At 58.7% G+C, this 20,106-nt stretch carries 18 protein-coding genes; 9 read left to right on the forward strand and 9 right to left on the reverse strand.

Annotated features, from left to right (window positions below):
• Positions 1-1,308: 1,308 nt before the first annotated feature.
• Together ASE31_RS09085 and ASE31_RS09090 are read left to right on the forward strand one after the other, a co-directional pair.
• Positions 1,309-3,573 carry a DDE-type integrase/transposase/recombinase gene (locus ASE31_RS09085; RefSeq protein WP_057201319.1) on the forward strand — a complete coding sequence of 755 codons (2,265 nt, stop codon included), beginning with the start codon at positions 1,309-1,311 and terminating at the stop codon, positions 3,571-3,573.
• A gap of 25 nt (positions 3,574-3,598) precedes the next feature.
• Positions 3,599-4,828, forward strand: coding sequence for an AAA family ATPase (locus ASE31_RS09090; RefSeq protein ID WP_057201320.1), 1,230 nt, complete (start codon positions 3,599-3,601; stop codon positions 4,826-4,828).
• A 19-nt stretch (positions 4,829-4,847) separates the two neighbouring features.
• Here ASE31_RS09090 and ASE31_RS30930 read toward each other — a convergent pair whose 3' ends face one another.
• The 4 genes from ASE31_RS30930 to ASE31_RS33090 all read right to left on the reverse strand — a co-directional run bounded on the left by ASE31_RS30930 (position 4,848) and on the right by ASE31_RS33090 (position 8,608).
• Complete coding sequence (locus ASE31_RS30930) at positions 4,848-6,167, reverse strand: TniQ family protein (RefSeq protein ID WP_157412424.1); 1,320 nt, start codon at positions 6,165-6,167, stop codon at positions 4,848-4,850.
• Between the two features lie 21 nt (positions 6,168-6,188).
• Positions 6,189-6,524 carry a helix-turn-helix transcriptional regulator gene (locus ASE31_RS30935; RefSeq protein ID WP_082604089.1) on the reverse strand — a complete coding sequence of 112 codons (336 nt, stop codon included), beginning with the start codon at positions 6,522-6,524 and terminating at the stop codon, positions 6,189-6,191.
• A 65-nt stretch (positions 6,525-6,589) separates the two neighbouring features.
• Positions 6,590-8,326 carry a TnsD family Tn7-like transposition protein gene (locus ASE31_RS30940; RefSeq protein ID WP_082604090.1) on the reverse strand — a complete coding sequence of 579 codons (1,737 nt, stop codon included), beginning with the start codon at positions 8,324-8,326 and terminating at the stop codon, positions 6,590-6,592.
• A 156-nt stretch (positions 8,327-8,482) separates the two neighbouring features.
• On the reverse strand, positions 8,483-8,608 hold the full coding sequence (locus ASE31_RS33090) for a YgiT-type zinc finger protein (RefSeq protein WP_369819447.1): 126 nt from the start codon (positions 8,606-8,608) through the stop codon (positions 8,483-8,485).
• A gap of 1,052 nt (positions 8,609-9,660) precedes the next feature.
• On the opposite strand from ASE31_RS33090, the gene ASE31_RS09095 reads away from it, so the two are divergent.
• From ASE31_RS09095 to ASE31_RS09105, 3 genes are all read left to right on the forward strand, one after another.
• Entirely contained in the window at positions 9,661-10,110 is a 450-nt protein-coding gene (locus ASE31_RS09095) for an HAD domain-containing protein (protein ID WP_057201321.1), read from the forward strand.
• An 815-nt stretch (positions 10,111-10,925) separates the two neighbouring features.
• A complete protein-coding gene (locus tag ASE31_RS09100) occupies positions 10,926-11,267 on the forward strand; it encodes a hypothetical protein (RefSeq protein WP_057201322.1) in 342 nt (113 codons plus the stop codon).
• 383 nt (positions 11,268-11,650) lie between these two features.
• Positions 11,651-12,280, forward strand: coding sequence for a phosphate acetyltransferase (locus ASE31_RS09105; protein WP_057201323.1), 630 nt, complete (start codon positions 11,651-11,653; stop codon positions 12,278-12,280).
• A 111-nt stretch (positions 12,281-12,391) separates the two neighbouring features.
• On the opposite strand, the gene ASE31_RS09110 is transcribed toward ASE31_RS09105, so the two are convergent.
• From ASE31_RS09110 to ASE31_RS09125, 4 genes are all read right to left on the reverse strand, one after another.
• Entirely contained in the window at positions 12,392-13,783 is a 1,392-nt protein-coding gene (locus tag ASE31_RS09110; RefSeq protein ID WP_057201324.1) for an iron-containing redox enzyme family protein, read from the reverse strand.
• A gap of 170 nt (positions 13,784-13,953) precedes the next feature.
• The gene (locus tag ASE31_RS09115; RefSeq protein WP_057201325.1) at positions 13,954-15,252 is read right to left on the reverse strand and encodes a hypothetical protein; all 1,299 of its coding nucleotides are present in this window, start codon (positions 15,250-15,252) and stop codon (positions 13,954-13,956) included.
• Positions 15,249-16,202: a class I SAM-dependent methyltransferase gene (locus tag ASE31_RS09120; RefSeq protein WP_057201326.1), complete on the reverse strand. Its 954-nt coding sequence runs from the start codon at positions 16,200-16,202 to the stop codon at positions 15,249-15,251. The genes ASE31_RS09115 and ASE31_RS09120 overlap by 4 nt, the downstream gene beginning before the upstream one ends.
• Positions 16,203-16,254: 52 nt before the next feature.
• The gene (locus tag ASE31_RS09125) at positions 16,255-16,515 is read right to left on the reverse strand and encodes a hypothetical protein (protein WP_057201327.1); all 261 of its coding nucleotides are present in this window, start codon (positions 16,513-16,515) and stop codon (positions 16,255-16,257) included.
• Positions 16,516-16,875: 360 nt separating this feature from the next.
• Between ASE31_RS09125 and ASE31_RS09130 the strand changes: the two genes are divergently transcribed.
• The 4 genes from ASE31_RS09130 (at position 16,876) to ASE31_RS32505 (ending at position 19,709) form a co-directional block, all read left to right on the forward strand.
• Positions 16,876-17,934, forward strand: coding sequence for an acyl-CoA/acyl-ACP dehydrogenase (locus ASE31_RS09130; RefSeq protein WP_057201328.1), 1,059 nt, complete (start codon positions 16,876-16,878; stop codon positions 17,932-17,934).
• Positions 17,922-18,716, forward strand: a complete 795-nt coding sequence (locus ASE31_RS09135; RefSeq protein WP_057201329.1) for a PIG-L deacetylase family protein — start codon at positions 17,922-17,924, stop codon at positions 18,714-18,716. Before ASE31_RS09130 ends, ASE31_RS09135 begins: the two co-directional genes overlap by 13 nt.
• A complete protein-coding gene (locus tag ASE31_RS09140) occupies positions 18,713-19,330 on the forward strand; it encodes an SAM-dependent methyltransferase (protein ID WP_057201330.1) in 618 nt (205 codons plus the stop codon). Before ASE31_RS09135 ends, ASE31_RS09140 begins: the two co-directional genes overlap by 4 nt.
• Before the next feature lie 223 nt (positions 19,331-19,553).
• Positions 19,554-19,709 (forward strand): hypothetical protein, encoded by a 156-nt coding sequence (locus tag ASE31_RS32505; protein ID WP_157412426.1) that lies wholly within the window; start codon positions 19,554-19,556, stop codon positions 19,707-19,709.
• Between the two features lie 136 nt (positions 19,710-19,845).
• On the opposite strand, the gene ASE31_RS09150 is transcribed toward ASE31_RS32505, so the two are convergent.
• On the reverse strand, positions 19,846-20,097 hold the full coding sequence (locus ASE31_RS09150) for a hypothetical protein (RefSeq protein WP_057201332.1): 252 nt from the start codon (positions 20,095-20,097) through the stop codon (positions 19,846-19,848).
• Positions 20,098-20,106 lie beyond the last annotated feature (9 nt).

The raw sequence follows: 20,106 nt of genomic DNA on the forward strand, positions 1-20,106 counted from the left end.
CCCGCAAGCTCGAAGAATTTCATTCGCCAGCGGTAGTTTGGCTAATGTGGATGGAGATGTCGATCTATGGATGGCCAGAACTACAGTGGCCGAGCACGACCCGCAAAGACGGCACTCGTCTTTACGCGCCGTCGCACCAATTTCGCAAGTCTTTGCGCCGCGCCGCGCTCCATGAATTCGCCTATCTGTCGCGCAACGTCACTGCTGCTCCACGAACAAGTCGTTCAGAAGGCAACCGCAGAAAGTGGAGCTCCCCAGGTTGGCAGCCACCACAGCGACTGCTTCTGACTCAGTTGGCTCAAGTATTCGGAGGATCTGGGTTTCCTACGGTTTGTTCCGTGGCCGGAGTCTATGAAGAATCATCATTTACTGGACTGCGTGCACGACCCCAAAAAAGAGCAGCCCGGAGGTTGAAGTGAGAACCGAAAAACGCTTCACGCCCAAGGTGCTAGATCGGTTTCTTCGCGAGGGGCGAGGAACTGGGACATATCAGTCATACATCCCGCATCACCGAGTCTCCCGCAGCGATCCTGCCAGCATGGGGAGGTCTCATTTGATCAATTGGCGAGGCCGCCAACGCGAGCTGCTTTCCGACGGTGAATGGTCAGGCCTGACGTTTGCTAGCCACTTGAAGAATCTCCTCGACCTAGTCGAGCAGTTTCCATTGAGTATCAGACCTGCGAAATTCGAGCTCTGCCGGTGGGATGTTCGGGCCAGAGATACAGAATGTCCAGGCACCGAAGCACTAGCAAAAAAACTCGGCATCAGGCACCCAATGGTCCATGACAAGGACGACCATGCCATCTGGATCCCAACCACCGATCTACTCTTGGTCTTGCTCAACGGTGGGGGTTTCTTGGAGCTGTTGGCCGTCTCCTGGAAACCAGGATCATTTTCCGACTTGAGCAAGAGAGCTGTTGAGCTACTGCGGCTGGAGAAAACTTACTGGGAAGTACGTGGAGTCAGGTGGTTACTGATCACCTCAGAGACATACGCAAAATCAGTGGCTTTGACTCTGCTCCGGACATCTAGTTGGGGGCTCGCCGACGAATCCCCCGATAGTCACATTCAACTCGCATGCACAGTCGCACGCGCCATGTGCGATTCTTCCCAGACTCTAGTCACCAGCCAACTCGCGCATGAGCTTGGCGGGGATCAGTACCCAGCCCAAAAGGCGCTGTGGCAAGCAGTCTGGCGAGGTGAACTTCCCATTGATTTGCGTAGAGGTTGGCGACCTCACCAGCCGCTGAGTCAAATCAGTTCAGCGGAGTTTGTCTCGCTCAACCCTATCGCATCCGGGAGGACTGCATGGATCTAGCGCACAACCAAGCATTTCACTTGCTCGTCTCTGAGTGCGGCTTAAACGCCGGCCTGTACCGCGTCATCCTCAATGGTCCCTACGAGCACACGGTCATTGTCTTGATGAAGCCGGACGACCCTAATTTCAGGAAGCCGGGTGGTCGTCCAAAGTCCAAGAATCCTAAACGCTTAAACCGTCCAAAGCAGCCCCAACTGATGGGCCAACTGAAGTGGGTTCGCAAGACAGATTTGATGCAGTTGCTTGCAGATCACAGTGTGGTCCCAATCGAACTGAAACTGCCCTCGAAATACCACGAGCAGGATGAACCGCTCAGACACAACGAAGAGTATCAGCATCGATGCGAGGTCATGGCGAGCTTCCTGGACTACGTGCGTTTGGAAGAGTCGCTCCTTGTGCATCGCGGTCTAGGAGGGCTTATAAGAGATGCTATGGACAGGCACGGGGTTAGTGAGAGACACGTCAGAGATCTTTGGTCACTCCTGTGCGTTCTAGGCCTCACTACGAAGAGCCTGCTACTTGGATACGACCGATGCGGCGCACCGGGTGAAAAGCGCTACGTCGACGAAGGCGGTACGCGAAAAAAATCTGGGCGCAAAACACAGGCGCAACGGATTCACCATAAGTATTTCGGATGCTGGGGCGAACCTATGCAACCGGGCATGAGCAAAGCATGGAGCGACATCATCATTGCGGTCGACAAACGCCAGCCAACGCCGAAAAAGTCGATGCGTGAAAGGTATGACCGAATCATCAAAGATGGCTTTAGTAAAAAGTACTGCTTCAATGAAAAAGGGGACATCGAGGTGGTGCCGCCCTTGCCGGGCGAGTATCCAAGTAAAACCCAAGTCAAGCGCGTTCTCACCGAAGAAGTGCAATGGCTGGAGAAGATTCTCCAAAAGACGAGTGCTGGCCACTTCCAACGCAGTCTGCGCGGGTTGTCCGGAGTCAGTTGGCAGGACGCTGCCGGGCCTGGCCATGTCTATGCGATCGACTCGACGATTGGCGACATCTACCTCCGGTCTTCAATCAACCCCGCCTGGATCATTGGCAGACCGATTGTCTATGTCATCGTAGACGTATGGTCAACGGCTGTGGTTGGCTTCTACGTCTGCCTCTCCGGCCCTAGCTGGACGACTGCCCGTATTAGCCTGCTGAACATTGTCGCCCCCACGCAGGTCATGGCAACACTGTGGAATTACGCGATGCGACAGTCGCTGGATCCACTCCCGACCATTCCCTACAGACTGATGTGCGACCGCGGTGAATACCTATCGATAGCAGCCAAGGCGACGGGGGCAGATGTGACGATGAATTTGAGCTACGCCCCTCCGTTCCGGCCAGATCTAAAAGGCGTCGTAGAGGTCATGCATCGAATCATGAAGGACGTTCAATACAACTTCATGCCTGGAGCGATGGATGCACGGCGCAAAGAGTACGACCTCAGAAGGTCGAACCCTTCTGAGGCAACCATGACCGTTCAGCACTACATGCACTTTCTCTCCGAGTGCTTCTTCCGCTACAACTTGACTGCTGATCGAAAGAAGCGTGTTGACGCACACATGATTGCCGATGGCGTCTACCCTTCGCCGGCCGGACTATGGCGGTGGGGTCATGCGGTCGGCATCGGCTACCGAAAAGTGGTGCCGTTCGTCGAATCGGTTTCGCGCCTGCTCCCAGCAGAAGCCGCATGGATAACGAAGCGTGGCGTTTGCTTTGACGGGGACTACTACTCATGCCCAGAGGCCGAGCAAGAGCAATGGTCAACGTACGCGCGCAACCATGGCGTGCAACGTATCACGGCCTATCCCTACCCCGGCTCCAACTCACTAATTTGGACGCCAAACCGGTCGGGGGATGGGATGCTTGAACTCGCCATCTCGGATCACTCTCTGGCAGCTCCAGGACTAACCCGTGATGAGAAGGCTGATGCATTCGCCTATCAACTGCTGCAGTCCGCTGATATCAACCATCAGGCCGTTGTCGAGAGCGTCAAAGCCCTGCAACGTATGGACAACATCAAAGCCCGTGCGGCCAAACAAACACAAGATGCGCTCGCCCAAACTAGGGGTCCTGTGCCAACAATCAAGGAAGCTCGGGCTATGGAAAAAGGCATCGCCGCCGCGTCCGATCTTGGCTCAGCGGGCATCTGTGGTACTCCTGAGGTTCGCTCCGAAGCTCAGCAATGCCACGAGGAAATGATGACCGACATCTACTCCCAAATGAATGCGGCGCCACATGAAATCACATCCTAGCTCATACGATCCCTATGCAGGGAACATGCTGATCAAAGGTTTGGGGCCAATCCTGTCCCCCGAGGAAGCCAGAAGAAAGCTTGTTGACCTGCCAGCGCGTCCGCCTAGCGACATTGGATCTATCCCCCGGCACATACGCTTGCACATGCTGCAGGACCTGCGAAGACTTCATCTGCCGAGCCTGGAGGGCATACAAACGCATCAGACCATGGATTTGATGATACGGCAGAACTACAAGCATACCGATCCAACCCTTCCAAGCACGTGGACCCTCAAGGGCGGGGAAGCGTCGCAGATATGGAAGCGAAGTGGCTCCCCAGCGTTTGGCGCAGCTGTGGAAGGCATCTCAGGCGCTGGAAAAACAGAGGCTATCACGCGAGCTCTGCATCTCTTCCCTAGGATCATTGAACACGAGTCTTTCCCCAAAATAGCCGGTGCTCATACCCAGGTGACTTGGATATCCACTGACGTTCCTCCAGGAGGAAAGCCAAGAGACTTAGCGGTGGCTTTGATGAGCGCATGGATGCGTACAACAGGCAGCGATCGATTCGAGGACTCGCTGCAAAGGAAAAGTCCGCGCTCAGGAATGGCGATGCTTGAAGAATGGCGCCAAGTGGCAAGCTCCCATTTCCTGGGCTTCCTGCATCTCGATGAAGTTCAAAATTTCTTTAAGCTTTCGCCGTTGGAGGTTCGCAGAAGGGTCAAGAGCCGGGACGCAACTCAAGAACTCAGCGTCCAGGAGGATCAGTCTCTGAGATGGCTCCTGAACCTCATGAATGTCTGGCAAATTCCGCTTCTTGTGTCAGGTACGCCTGATGGCATCGGAGCGCTGACAAAACGCCTCAGCACAACTGAGCGGTTTGTCACGTCAGGTTTTCATGCTTTCAAGCACTTCGCCGATCCGTTAAGCACGGCATTCAAGAACACTTTCCTGGCTCCACTTTCAACCTACCAGTATGTCGCCACCCCTCTGCAGATTACCGACGATGTTGCTACCCTCATAGTGGAGAAGACAGCGGGCGTGCAAAGGCTGATCATCGCTCTTTGGGTAGCAGCACACCGAGTAGCTTTCGAGCGTAAAGACGATGATCTTCGCATTGAAGATTTTGAGGTTGCTGCAGACACACTTCTATCGCCGATAGGGCCGGCAGTCATCGCACTGAGAAGCAACAATCCCCTGATGATGGCCCGATACGAAGATCTTACCGCCAGGGACCAGACTTTTTGGCAAAATTTCTGGAGCAAGCGACCATAGTCGGTTGGGCGATCAGCCGTTATTTTCTTGCCCCCACAAATCCCTTAGCCGAGACTCTCAAGCTTCGACTGGTCGCCGCGCGCTTTCTTAATATATCCGCTCGGAATTGCGGTTGGACGAAGCCCTCGTTCATTGCTCTCAGTACACCCCACATGTTCGGTGCGCAATTTCTAATCAACTGTTCCATCGCTTGCACGGAAAGACCGCTCACCTCCGCACTGTCCGCGATCGAACCTTGTTCGAGAAAAAATCGCTCAAGCCCCTTTTTGACCAAATGCACCGCCACCCCATCCATCTCAAGATCAGGGAGTCCCATCTTCTTCAGCATTCGTGCATCTGGAAAACCGTCGCTATCGCGCGAGACTGCGCTGTAGATCCCTGAAGCATTCCGATATGCATTGAGAGCGTCGCGCGATCGCTCATCGCCCACAGTAGCGAATACCCGACCAGCATCCATTTTGATAAGCTTACACTCCACCTGAGCAATCGTCTCATATGCCTGCTCACATGACTCGAAAAGAGCTGCAATAAGCACCAATTTCGAATGCACCTGCCGATCACCATTATTCATCCACCAACCCAGATCTCGATTGGATAAATCGCCAAAAACATTATTTAACCATGTTGCGGGAAACTGATCCCTCACCCGGTCATCTATAAATACGCGCGCTGTATCTTTCCTTCGAATACCCATCCCAAGATTGGCGGCTCTTTCAAAGATTGCAGCATGGACACTATCTCCGTCTAGAGGTTTTTCGCGCTCATAAAGGGCATCGACTAGCAATAGGTACTGTTGTACACCATAGTTCCTCTGTGCTTCGACCACCAGGCCGTCGGACACCTTCCCGCCCTGATCGACATAGAAGCTCGGTGTACGCAATCCGGGCTCGGCCGTATAAATAAATCTAAGTGGGCTCTGATGTTTTTCGCACCAAAGATGTCCAGGTGTCTGGTGTTCCCGGCGCCAGTAACTTATCCCGTGGAATTTGACGTCAGCTTTCATGCACTCTTCGCAAAAATTGGTGGTAACCTTTCTTCGCTTAGAGCTACGCTCAGGCTTCAATGTAGTTTCAGGAAAGCACTCCGCCCCCCGAAACATCGATATACCATCGGTCAGCGGCATTGTGGTATGACGTAACCCGAAATGCCGTGAATCCATTTGAGCAGCACGACTTAATAAATCATGCGTTGTACGTGATCCGCGCTCAATTTGAAAGTGCCTTTCTATCAAATTAAACGCCGAACATGTGTCTATACATCCATTGGCCAACATCAAACGCCCAAGATAGCCACGATCCAATTCCTCAGGAAATGGTGAAAGTTGGACAAGTGTGGACATATCGACCTCCAAATGGTTCTTTCAACGAGGCGGCGGACGTAAAACCGCCAACGAGCGAATGACAGATGCAAGTGCTCGTGCGTGAGTCGCAGAGCCGTCCCATGTGCCTTGCAGCGCGTCGATCAGCTCTTGGTTCGAACGCACGACCTCAGCCGTAACGCCTCCCTCAAACCTTTCAGCAAAAAGGCAAACGTCTTCAAAAAGTCGCGACGTTCTCATGTTCTCGCCGCTCAGAATCCGGCTTACCTGAGACTGGCTTGCTCCAACATGGGCGGCGATCTCGGCTTGAGAGATGCCATGCAACTGGCAGATGCGACGGGCGTTTTCAGCTCGGGCCTTGAGCTCAAATGAATCCATGCGTTAAGCATAACTCAATGCATATCTGCATATCAAGAGCCTAGTTCGACGGTTCGGGTTTTTGATCAAGTGAAGAGGTCACCTGCTCCAGGAGGTCGCGCTACAAGAGCCCGCTCTATCGCCCTCCTCGTCAGAGGCAACTTGTCCAGCTGTCTGCGCTTGGAGTGCAGTTGGGGAATCAGTGGATACAGCTGGTTGGCATGCTTGAGGCGCTCACCATGCTCGGACAGCAGCGTGAGACACGCCTTTTCTACCGCAACGCACAACAGCTCGTCTCTTGCCTTCCAGTCGACAGAGGTTGCATTCTGACGGCGCTGAGGACTCTGACAGGGCTTATGTTCATTCAGCCATGCGCGATCATTACGATACAGCCAAGAGTAGACGGCCGGTTCCATCGCACGCATCCATTTGACGCCCACACCACCGGATGTCTTGAGCAGCTTGGTCCAGATTTTCCTCGCTCGGCCACGTGCCCTCTCGTGCCTCACATCCATCCAAGTTCGGTGCAGACCGACTTCTGCCAACAACAGTCGCGCTATGGTCTGTACGGAAACGCCCGCTTCGGAGGCGACCACAGATTTATCTGCACCACTACGCAGCCGACGAATCACTTGCTCGCGCACATCTGGATGCAAGATCTTTGGCCGCCGATGTATGGCGAGGCCCATCGTCGCTGCCCATGCCAACGCGGTTTGCGTATCGACCCCAATGCGGGAAGCAGCAGCCCTCAACGAAACATTTATGTTGCGTAACAAAAGATAGAGTTCCTCCTTGCGAATGTCTACTACCTCGTCGCTGCGCGACTGAGCCTGTCCTACCGTCGGGGCAACCCGTCCGACGGGATGGAAGCGCGAGAACTTTTCCCATGTTCCAAACAACCAGTGGATCATCACAAGATGGCGCAATGGATGAGTTTTGTTTTGCGGACTGCTTAGCAAGCGGCTTAGTTGTGGAGAGGCTTGCTGGACTGTCCGCGGAAAGCCTGCTAGCTCATCAAGGTCCGGAAAGAAACGCAGGTGGTCCACGAATGAAGCTGAAATCGCTTTTAGACGCAATTGGCCACCCTCCGACACCCATCCGCGGTTCATGAACTCCGCGCGATAGCGTTCATGAAAACGATCCACCTCAAGTTTTGACCGAGTGCCCTCTGAAACTGCCGCTTCAACCAGATCCGCGAAGCCAGCGAATACCTCAAGGTGATGAGTGGCCGATAGTCCGGCGTTAGCGATGCAATCGTGAAGATCATCCAACCGGGGCAGCACCCAGTGAAACCGTCCGACTCCGATTGACTTGGATTGCTGGAGCGGCATTCCGTGCTTAGTGCAAATCCAGACACCTGGATACTGATGCTTCATGTGCCAGTAAGTCCAACCACAACTATGCATGTCTTCCTGCATGCAACCGACACAAGCCTTAAGAGGATGGTTGGCACGGAATCCGCTCGTATAGATTCCAAGCCGGAGTCGGAGGAGCGCTATCCTGCCATGCGAGAGGTATTCGACAGCATTGCTCACCTCTTCTTGGGATAGAAATGGCTGATAGAACTTCAGTAGAGTGAGATTGATTGCTACATGCCGCACGTCGCCATAGACCCCACCCGTGCGCTCGACAAAACTTTGGAGCCAATTGAGGAAGTCATGGTGAGCAGCACTTCGCGCATGTGAGAAGAACTGTCTGCTGGTTGTAGACGCGACTGAGTTTCCCCAGAGAAAATGATGGCGACTCACCAAGCTAAAGAGAGACTCATCTGGCAACCGAAGCAACAGTGGCGCAGCCGGGAAAAGGTCGAGACGCTCCGTCATGGATGAACTCCTTGAAAGACATCATGGCACTGCAGATCAGCGTAGGCCTCGCGAGCGGTTCGTGGGATCTAATCCTGTTGGTGACGTGTGCTTTCGCTCGCGCAATTCAAGGGGCGCCTTCAGCGCAAGCGCATCAGCTTTCGGCAGATGTATGTTCTAGCCACCTGGGTCGTTTGAAGCTTGAGCCTCTTTCAGTCTCTCCATGTACGCACCAGCCTCGGTTCGGTCCATGGCAACCTCTCCGCAGTCGGAGCAGAACCTGCCGGACACGTCTTTGATCATCAGGGTCACGACTCAATGCTCACGCTCTACATCGCGTGTTTCGTGAACGAGACGTTCGCCGGTACAAGCTCCGCATTTCATAGTCCCTGCTTCTCAAACGAAACTGTTGATGATCCATGGCATCCAACATTTTTCCATGACTGATCGGAGGCGCGTTTCGTTCGATCCTGCCTTCCCCGATCTCCTGCCAGCGATGTACCGCCGCCCTTTTTATGCGACCTCATTAAACTGATGGGGCATAGCTGAGGAGGTCGGGCCTCCGATGGCACACCTAACGCAACTTAGTTGTTATTAGCTGTTTTGGCCATGTTAGCTGTGCAGCTAACATGCCAAATTCGCTAACGTAGAAGTCGCGTTCGAAGTATTGCGTCTGGCTTTAGGCTTCGGCGGAGTACTCGGTCCCACGGTGAAACGGTCGCCGGCCACCCCATGTCAAAGGTTCCTGTGTCCAGCTTGAGGAAACAGACAACGCCTGCTGACCACAGCGCCTTTGGGCAGTGCCTCATCGGCCACCGCTTGCACCGCAGCTATCTGTGCTGGCGAGAGAGGGCCATCGTCGGGTTCGTAGCCCTGGCGCACTTCGGCTGGCAACCTGCCCCGGAGATCGTCACGCCCAGAAGATTCTTGAGCATTGAAACAGCTACTGGAGGATGTTTGGGCCATGTCGTTCCAATCAATACGAGGACATCTGGGCAGTTGGTCTAACTAATTGCTGCAGCGCACGCTTGAATGCGCCTGACTTTGCCCGTGATGCCTGAGAACCTCTCGAGTGCTGCAGATGGGCCAGGGATGTCGCCATACGGTTTTCTCCCTGCACCTGCATGGCCGGATGCCCTACCGTCGCGAGGCACCCAACGCTTGCACGCTCACCATCCGGGCACAGATTGAAGACCTATGCACGGTAGATTTTCACCGGCATGATCGCCCGCTGCAAATCGCCGTGCTTGCTTCGAGCTACTCTGTAGGCGCCTTGCCTCAGCTACAGCCCTATAGCCACCTTGGTGGATACAAGTTTCGTTGGCATTCAAGTCCGTGCGCAGTACTCTGATGACATGCGAACACTGTTCCTTGACTTCGATGGTGTGCTGCACCCGGAGTTCTGCCACGAGTCCAAGCACTTCTGCTGCCTCCCGTTTTTCGAAGAGGCAGTGCGACATGCTCCTGATGTTGAGATCGTCATTACGAGCACCTGGCGGCATCAACACCGACCTGAGGATCTGGCTCGGCGGTTTTCTGCGGACATCTCGCATCGGGTCATCGGAGTGACGCCCCACTTTCCGGCGCTCAACGATGTTCCGGATACGTTGGTGAGTTTCGAGCGGGAGGCTGAGTGCAATGCGTGGCTTCGGGCCAATGGGCGGGTTGCAAGCCCTTGGCTGGCCGTCGATGACAGGTCTTGGCTGTACAGGCCCTTCAACCGCGCCCTGTTTCTGGTCAACGGGAAGACCGGCTTGACGGCTCAGGCTTCCAGAGAATTGGTGCAGCGACTGCTGACTCTCTGATCAGTTGCATCATGCTTGCGCGTTCACTCACTTCACGCATATGGCCTGGACCGCACACAAGAATTCCTATTGTGCGCACCGGATCCAACTGCGCTTGAGGGGATGCAGGTCCGAGCACACGAGCAGTTTCATGGCCAACTCCGGCGGGGATTCTTGTGGACTTTGGCAGACTCTGTAAAGCCGATGCGCTGAATCCGACTGGAGAGCATCCGCCCGTTCAGTAGCGGCCCTGGTTTGATGCTGACCATGAACCCCTTGCCAGCATCCATCCGCGAGAAATACACGCGGGCGCCAACCTTCCACCCGATCTCCGGCAAAGGGAAGCGGTAGCGGCTATCGATGCATGCTCGTCCAGACTTGTGGGATCGCCGTTTAACGATCTTGGGATTCAGAGGCATGGCGGTCCTTGTGTGACGTCCCAGCCCACATTCACGAAGTGGGTGGTCTCGGTTGGGGCACCACCTGCCGGTGCAAATGCCCGTGGAAGTTCAAGATTCGGGTAATGGAGTAGTCCACCTTAGCCGGGTAATGGCTCTCAAGGACATTCTGCCCCAGGGTGTCCTGCCTGACTAGAGAAGCCTCCAATGCCTCGAACAGCGACGTCGTCTGTCCTGGGCTCTCATGGTCAGGTTGCGCCGGCACAAGAGTGGATAGGGACAATTGCCTGACGCGAGTCAGGTCCTGCAAGCAACATGGGCAAGAGAACCTCGCATGGGTCTTCCCTTGGGCAGACCCAGAGAAGGCCGGCCCTTTGTCTTTGGTGCGCGGCCAATCTGGCGCATTTGGGACAATCCCTTCATTCTTGCCACCCAACGATGAAACACTTCCAATTCAAATGGGTCCTGCGCGACCAACAGTACGAGTTCTCCGCCCTGGCCCAAACCAGCCGCGGTCAGCAGCCAGAGGTCGAAGCCGAGCTTGTAGAAATCTGGACCTGGCTGCAGCGCCAGAAGCTGCGCCTCGGTCAGTTCGGTTGGGATGCAACCCGCGAGACGCTGACCAGCAAGATCGAGACTCTCTCGGTCAGCCAAGGCGCTGTTGATAGCGATGGCGAGACCATCTTCCATCCCCAGGAAACCCGGCTGGTGTTGACGCTACCCGACACGGTCGCTGTCAATTTCAGGTTCGAGTTCAACGTCGTGGATGATCGTGGGTAGTACTGCAGGCATGGAACCCGTTTCCCCATCACCCAGGAACTGCTGCGGCATCTGCAGCGCGACCAACTACCGCAAGGTGATCGCGCGCGATGCCAACGGTGCAATGCGCACGACGCAGCGGCTTCGCTGCACGGGCTGCGAGCGGGAGTTCGTGGATGTGCAGTCATGGCGCCAGGGCTTGCCATGGGTTCCAATTCCGCCCGAGGCAGACCAATGAGCGCCACCACCTCGTTTCTTCGTGCGAGAACAAGACCAGCCGTTGGCGCTAGCCTTGCTCAGCTCGTAACATGGCCGTGTTTGCAAACATGGCCATGATTGGTCGGTTGAGGAACACCCGGAAGTGACACGGCTCCAACTCCCAGACTTCCTACAGGAGCACTGATATGAGCGCCAAACCAATCATCGCCCTGGACGCGGATGGGGTGCTCCTCGACTACGGCTTGGCCTATGCCTCTGTCTGGGAGCGCGCGTTTGGTCGTCGACCTCTGGAGCGGGACAAGGATGCTTACTCTCCCCTCGATCGGTGGGCCGTCGAATTTCTTGAAGGTGAACGCCTGGCCGCTCTGCGGGCCTGCATGAACGAGCAATTTTGGTCTTCTCTTCCACCTCTGAAGCTGGCGGTTGAAGCATGCCATCGGCTTCATGACGCGGGGTACGAACTGGTCTGCGTCTCTGCGCTTGCTCACCAATTTGAAGGGGCCCGCCTCAGGAATCTGAGGGACACGGGGTTTCCCATTGAGCGTGTGATCGCGACAGGACGCTCAGCAGAGCAACGAAGCCCGAAGGCCGACGCCATTGAGCAGCTTGCGCCACTGGCTTTCGTTGACGACTTCCTACCGTACTTCCGAGGGATCGCGCCGAGTGTTCATCGCGCTCTGATCTGCAGGGGCCTCAATGGGACGCCCAACGTCGGGCCGGAACTCGACGAGATTCATTCCTCACACGGTGATTTGTGGAAGTTCAGCGAGTGGATGCTCGATCCTAGTCGCACGTTGCGTTCTGGGGCAGCGTAGGTCTACACGGCGCCTCAAATCGCGGACGCTGCTGAGATGCTGGGCTGGATGAAGGGCGTAACCAGACGCCTTCTCGATCGGGAACCCAATCCAGCTAGGCCCCGTTTTTGACTAGACTGAACGGTTGAGGAACATCCTGGTGGCCAGCAGGCCCACCGGCGTCCAGTGCAGGGCCGGCGACATGGCCTGGACCAGCAAGTCGCGCTTTTCGGCCGTGCCGAGCGTGGGGTAGCGCTGCTCAAAGATTTCCAGGTCCGTGTCCAGCCCCGCCGCAGCGGGCTCGGACCGCCCACCCTTGGCGGCCTTGAGCCGCTCGGCCACGCGAAAGCTCATCTGCCGCTTGCCCGTACCGGGCGTGGCGCCTGTCTCGAAGGGTGCCCCGTCGGCACTGGCCGGGCCGCGGATCCAGTCGTGGATCACCTGCAGTTCGTAGGGCGAGAACACGCCGAACATCTCGGCACGCTCGCCCTGCAGCAGGTGCCAGAAGCGGCTGTCGGTCACCGGTTGGTTGCGCTTGATCCAGCCGGCTTGCTCCAGTGCGGCCAGAAACTGCGGCAGGTCGTCGGCACTGGAGAGCCAGTCGTTCACGCTGCGACCCGCCACCTTGCAGAAGTCGGAGTGCGCGCCATGTCCCGACGGCGCCTTGCGCGCCAGGATGGCGACCACCTCGCTGTCGATGTCGAAACCGCTGATCACGTCCAGTGTGCTGGCGCCCACGTTGCCCAGCTTGGCGCCGGCACGCACCCGGCGCCAGTAGTCCCCACCATCGTCGATGCGCGGCGCGGCCTCCAGCGCCGCTACGCAGGCGCGCTTGGCATGCCCGGTGTCGGCATTGTCGACCGTGACGTGCAGAGTGAAGTAGTAGGGGTCGATGCCCAGTTCGTTGAGCTCGAAGGAGGTGATGAGAAGGTGCAGGGGCAACTGCTCATATCCCAGGTTGAAGCCCACGATCTCGGGCAAAAACTCCTGCGCATTCCAGCCCAGTGCCACCTGCACCAGCCCTTGCTGGTAAAGCGCGTCGGGCAGGTCGTCCACTGGGTCGAGCCCATAGTTGGCCAGCAAGGCGCGGTACAGCTTCACATGGTTCTTGTCGGCCAGGCCATCACCCAGTTCTTCCACATAGGTGGTGACCAGGTCGGACAGGCGGGAGTTGTCGGCGTGGGCGCACAGACCATACAGCCAGGAGCCATCGACCAGCTTGGTGGGCGCCACATTGCGCAGAAAGTACAGGGCATGCGCGCGGTTCGTGAAATAGCGGCGCGGCGCGCCGGCCTTTCGCTCGTCCAGATAGGCCTGGTACTGGCCGTGTACCTTCTGGATATTGGCCTCCATCCAGGCCGTCAGGTCGGCGGGGTTGTCAGGGAGATCGTCCGCGTGCGCAGCCACGTCCTGCAGGGTGCGGCGCAGAAAATCGGCTGCCGCTTCGCGCTCCGGTGGCGTCGGAATGTGGTTGGCCAGACGGTCATAGAGAGGCGCATGGAGCGCAGCCGGGACGGATGCCATGGGGACGAGAGGGGCGATGGTCGGTTCGGAACGAAGGCGTTCCTGCAGATGAAGGTACATGGCGTATTGTGTGTAGGTATGTCCCTGAGGGTGGGCCATCGCCGCCTGCGCCACCATCGGGCCAGCGCTCCGATCCGCGTGGGCGGCCTCCTACGGCCGGCCTCTGGTGCCTACAAATAGCCCCACCGGTGCAGGTTGCCAAGGGCCTCGTCCGACACCCGCACACCGATGTCTTCGCGGTAGCGCAGGTTGGGCACGTAGACCTTGCGCGCCAGCGCCAGCGCGCTGGCGCTGGCCGCCGCCACGGTAGGCGCGCAGCCTGTGGCCACGCCCACATAGCCGCTGGTGCCGCTGGTGATGAGCGCGCCCTGGCGCAGTTCCACCTCGGCAAAGGCGATGGCCGCGCGCTCTGCCATCGACAGGTCCTCGTCCAGGATCACGGGAATGCCCTTGGAGATTTCCTCGTATCCCTGGGTGTAGGGGAACGGCGGCACCGTCAACACGATGCCCACGGCAAAATCCGGCGCCGTCTCGAACCGCGTGGCCGAGCGGTGCAGCATCTTCTGGAAGATGCCTTCCCACGGCTCCCGGTGCAGGCGCTCGCAGATGGCGTAGCCGGGGTAGCCGAAGCGGCTGGTGAACTCCAGCGGCCAGAGGCTGTCTGCATTGGCCATCAGGTTCACGTTGATGTAGCCGCAGTAGCCGCCATCGCGCAGCACGCCTGCCAGGGGCTTGAGCACCTGGTCTCGCAGCCTGCCGCTGCCGGCATAGCTGACCACGGTACCCATCTCGCCTGTCAGCTCGCCCAACTCACCCGGAAAGAATCGCTTGTGCTCGAAGTCGATGCACGCGGTTTCCAGGAAATCCGCGCCGTTGAAATACCCGCCGACACCGATCTCGATGCCATCGATGTACTCCATGAGCACGAAGTCCGGGGACGGTAAGGGTGCCTCGTGCGCGCTGTAAAAATGGAGCAGCGCGGCCAGGTCGCTGCTGTCGCCCTTCTGCGCGATGTAGTTGCGCGTGCGCGGGCTGTTGGTGCCGTTGAACTTGAGCACGTAGCGCTGCCGCCGCGAGGTGATGAAGTCCGAGGCCTCACGGTAGCTGGTAAACGAGTGGCTGGCCGCGGTGCAGAGGCCCGCCTCGCGCAGCACGGCCTGGCCATACTCGCGCTCGGCCTCCAGCCGGTCGCCCAGGGCGCTGCCGCCGATGACCTGAAAGCCGTCCCTGCGCAATGCATCCTGCTGAGCGCCCTGGTCCGCCGTCTCGAAGAGGATCAGGCCCTCGGGCCCTGCCTCCCTGATCCAGCCCAGCTCCCTTTGCCAATCATGGGTGCGCGTGAGCATGCCGGCAAACACGCCGTGGCTGGCCGGGTCGCGCACGAACACCCGCACCTCGTGGCCGCGTGCCTGCATGCCGCCGTACATGGCAGCCAAGTCGTTGCAGTCACCGATGCCCAGAATCCTCACGCCGGCCGCCTTTGCACCACGAGCCCGATGGCGGCGATGCGGTCCACCCCTGCGTACTCCGGCCGGTCGAGTTCTTCGCCAAAGACATCGGGATCGATCTCGCGGCGCGTGAATGCACAGCCCGTGCGTGCTGCAATGCCGGCGGCCCATTCGGAAAACGCGTCTACCCCCTGCACCACGGCACTGCCGGTGTAGAGGATAAGGCGACCGCCAGGCCTGAGGTGAGCGATAGATTGCTCCAGAATGCGCTGCGACAGTCCTTCGCCGAAATTGCCGCCGCCATGCCGGTAGGTGCGCTTGTCTGCATCGACCAGGTACGGCGGGTTGGAGACGATCAGATCGAAGTCGCCCGTGATGCCTTGGAACAGGTCAGACTGGACGAAGGTGCAGAACTCCACCTGTGCAAGGCGTGCGTTGGCTTTGGCCAGCGCCAAGGCCTCAGGATTGATGTCGGCAAGCACCAATTCATCAACACTGCCGCCTGCAGAGCGCGCCGCAACAATGCCGCCAGGCCCGCCACCGCAGCCCATGTCCAAGATGCGACCGTACGCTCCCAACGGGTGGGCAGCCAGCTCTTGAGCAATCAGTGCCGCAAAACGGTAGGTATCGGGGCCAAAGAAAACGGCATCCGCCTCCGAGGTAGGGAACCGCGAATGGGCGTATAGCTCACCGCCCAAGCTGCTCACGCGCACCATGCTTTGGTACATGCCCGTATCCTGCTGTTGAGTGAGTCCTTCGCTGACAAGCTTGTCACGCAATGGCAGTGGCAGCAACGCGCCATCGAACGGCAAATTCCAGCCGAATATGTCACGCAAATCTCGCGCAGCTTTTTCAACGCGATTGCGCAGCACGCGATGGTGCGTCAATGGCGTGGGAGTAGTGAATTCGTAGTGCCTTGACTTCAGGAAATTGCCCAGGTCTACCAACCGGGCAACGCGGTGATCATTCATGATGTTGAGCGTTATTCAGGGCTGGTCGAAGTAGCCGTTACCATGCGATCGTTCAGCATCCCTTGAACAGATGGACCTCCAGCCGGTGCCCCAAGCATTGAGCTAGGTCGCCTTCGGGGCCAACTTTGATCGGTTGCCTCTGAGAACCCGCCTCCTCCCCAGCAAACGCTTCTGCTGGCTCTGTCAGCCCGACGGAAGCCGATGCGCCGTAGGCGACCATGGATAAGCCGGCACCGATGAAGGTCGCCGCGCGAAAAGTGGAATGCGGGGAGAAGAACATGAAGAACCTCCATAACGCTACAGCGACGATCATGGAATGAAGGACTGCACAAGTGTGTAGGAAAAACTGCAAAGCGAATGACGGCCCACTCGACCCACTTTGCCGCCGGCGGGGTGTGGAAGAGCAACTTGAACGGAAGTCGGTTCGAACTTGAAAAGCAACGAGCGCCACTGAGGCGTGCTCCTGGGACGCGCCCTTTTGCTCCCATGAGGAGGCCCGACTCCAAATCCCATCCTCTTCGGGTTCGACTCGGTAGGTATGGGGATAGGCGCTTGCTCTGCGCGCGAGCGGTCAGGGGTCTGTCCCACAGAAGTGGGCGCCGCTTGCTGACCGGGTAACGAGTGTCGTACCGCCAAATTGAGCGGAATCAGCAACAGATCGACTCTTGCCCGCATGCCCATCCCTGACCGCCGTGCCCACCCTTATGCGCTCGCCGCCGTGTCCTCACTCGCCCAGGCCTTGCCCGGTATGGCAGCACTGTCCGTTGCCACACAGCTTCGGCAACTGGTCGGCATGGGCTTCGCTCGCTTGCCCCGACCGGGCGCGGGTTCGACGCTGCAGCGCTGGCAGGCGCTGAGTCACGTGGCGCAGCACAGCCTGTCACTAGCGAAGCTGTATGAGGGGCACTGCGATGCACTGGCCATTCTGCTAGAGCTAGGCCATGATCGAGGCGAGACCAACGAGACTTGGGCGGTTTGGGCGGCCGAGGTCCCCGGACAGCGGGTGCAAGTTCTGCCACAAGGCGACAGCGGTCTGGCCAAACTGTCCGGCGCTAAGGCCTGGTGCTCCGGTGCACAGGGGGTCAGCCACGCCCTGCTGACCGCATGGCTGCCGGGGCTGGACCAGAGCCAGTTGGTCGCCGTCGAACTCGGCCACGCCAGCATCCGCATGAACACCGGCGCCTGGCAGGCCGTGGGCATGGCCGACACGCTGAGCGCGGAGGTGGCGTTCGATGCCACGCCTGCCACACTGGTGGGCGCGCCTGGAGATTACCTGCGCAGGCCCGGCTTCTGGCATGGGGGTGCAGGCATTGCCGCCTGCTGGTATGGCGGCACGCTGGCCGTGGCCGACTCCCTATATCGCGGTATGCGCGGTCAGTCGTCCGAGCACCCGGCTTTCGCATACCGCGCTGCAGCCTTCGGCAAGGTGGATCGGGTGTTGGCAGGTATGGCCGCGCTGCTGCGCGAGAGCGCCGCCTGGATCGATGCGAACCCGCACGCGGAGGCCATGGCCACGGCACTGCGTGTACGCCAAGCAGCAGAGGCTGCGGCCCACTGCGTGCTGGAGGAAGCCGGGCGCGCGCTGGGCGCAACGCCCTACTGCCGCGACGCGGCGTTTGCACGCGCTGCGGCAGACCTGCCGGTTTTCATTCGCCAGAGTCACGGATACCGCGACGATGCGGCCCTTGCCAGCGCAGTGCTGGCGCAAGAGAACTACCCATGGGCACTCTGAACCATCCCGCTGCAGCCGAGGGCCTCCCCCCGGCCACTCGCCTCATCAGCGAGCCGTGCGTGGACACGCGGTTCTGGGAGTCCTGGCTGCGGGAGGAACGAATCCCTCGATTGTCCACCAGCGAGTTGGTGGGCAAATGGCAGCGCTTGATAGTGGTGGCACCCCACCCCGACGATGAGATTCTTGCCTGCGGTGCCCTGCTGCACAGCCATGTGGCCCGCGGGGGCGCCTGCTTGGTGGTGGCGGTGACAGATGGCGAGGGCAGCCATCGCGCTGCGGACGGTAACGATGCAGGGGCTTTGGCCCGGCAGCGCAGACACGAAAGCGCCGCCGGCCTGCAGCTCCTCGGCGTTTCGACCGAGTCCGTGCTACGCCTGGGCTTGCCCGACGGCGGGCTTACCGGGGAAGCCGGCAACCTGCAAGCCCGATTGGCTGACTTGGTGCAGCCATCGGATGTGGTCGTGACCACTTGGCGCCTGGACGGACACCCGGACCACGAAGCTTGTGGCCGTGCCTGCGCTGCAGCCTGCCAGGCCAAAGGTGCCGCGCTGCTGGAGGCGCCGGTGTGGATGTGGCACTGGGCCGAGCCCTGGGATCCGCAGGTGGACTGGACCCGCCTCGCTGGCGTGGGAATTGATGGAGACTCGCATGCGCGCAAGCTCCACGCACTGGCCTGCCACCGCTCGCAGCTCATGCCCCGCTCGCCCAGCCTGCCCGCAGTGCTGGACCCGGAGATCGTTGACCGCGCGAGCTGGAACACCGAATACTTCTTTGTGCTATGACTGCACCCGCCCCGCAAAACTTCTTCGATCCGCTGTTCGCCCGGGGCCCGGACCCCTGGCATTTCGAGGGTAGCTGGTACGAGGCTCGCAAGCGCGACCTGTTGTTGGCCAGCTTGCCGCATGCGCGATACGAGTCCATTTTCGAACCGGGCTGCGCTGGCGGTTTTGTTTCCGAGTTTTTGGCGCAGCGCTGCGACCGGCTTCTGGCCTGGGACGGAGCAGTGCGAGCAGTGGAGTACACGGCCAACCGGCTCAAGCCCTTCGCCCACGCCCAGGTCGCACAAGGCTGGGTGCCTAACCAATGGCCTGAGGGGCGCTTCGAACTGATCGTGCTCGGCGAGTTCCTGTACTACCTCCAAGAGACCGATATCGAGCGTCTAGCGCAGCGATGCCGCGCCACTCTGCTCGCTTCTGGCTCGGCTGCCACCGTTGCTTCCTGTCACTGGCTACATCCATTCGACAGCTTCCCGTTGGGCGGGGCGCGCGTGCACGAGATCATGCACGGACACCTTCAGATGCCGCGTTTGGCCCAGTGGCGCGATGCGGACTTCTGCCTGGAAATCTGGTCAAGCGCGCGGCAGAGCGTAGCCCAAAGAGAGGGTCGTCGCGAGTAGTAGTAAGTCATCCTGCCCGGTGCCTTGCCCGGGCGCCTTACGTGGCGTTCTTCCAAATCCCGTCATGGCTGATGGCACTCCCTCGTGCGCGCATTTCATCGCCATTTTCGAATTGTCCTTTTTGCTACCATGCGATGCCTGAGAACTCTTCGGGGGTGATGGTATGCCGCTGGAATACTTGCGCGAAATCTCTCGCGGGTCGCTCCCGCTGGAAGTGAGCGACTTGGCACAAATCGACAAGCTGAGGGTGCTGGCAGCGGCCGACATGGTCGTTGCAGATCTACCCGAAGTGGGCAAGGCGGGCTCAGCGATCGTTCGCGAGATCACCGGATATGGCCGCGCCGCGCTTTCTGCGCCCAGCCCGAACAGACCTGCGTAGCCGAGGGATGGAGTAAAGCGCCTGGCATTGATTTTACTGAGCCCTTTTGCATCCGCAACCTTCGTCGCAAGGCACCGTCCCTGAACTCCTCACGCTCAGCGGCCGAATGTCGTGGTAGGTTGGCAGGAGGTGGCGGCTAGCCCTCGTCATCTTTTTTGTCTTCGGTTTTGAACAGTCCCCGGATGTTCATGAAAGCCAGACACACCTGTAGCGCAATGAGCGCCATGGCATGGGTATAAAGGCCCCAAGCCATCCACAGGACATTGCTCGCAAGGAACACCCAGAACCCGACGTTGCGGCGACTGGCGTCGTTGGAACCGACCAGCCATGCAGCCAGCACCGATGCCAAGAAAGCGGGCCACTGTACCCAGTCAAGCCAGTCATCCATGGTTGAAAT

Origin of the sequence: Acidovorax sp. Root217 (genome assembly GCF_001428645.1) — a bacterium.
Classification (GTDB): domain Bacteria; phylum Pseudomonadota; class Gammaproteobacteria; order Burkholderiales; family Burkholderiaceae_C; genus Acidovorax.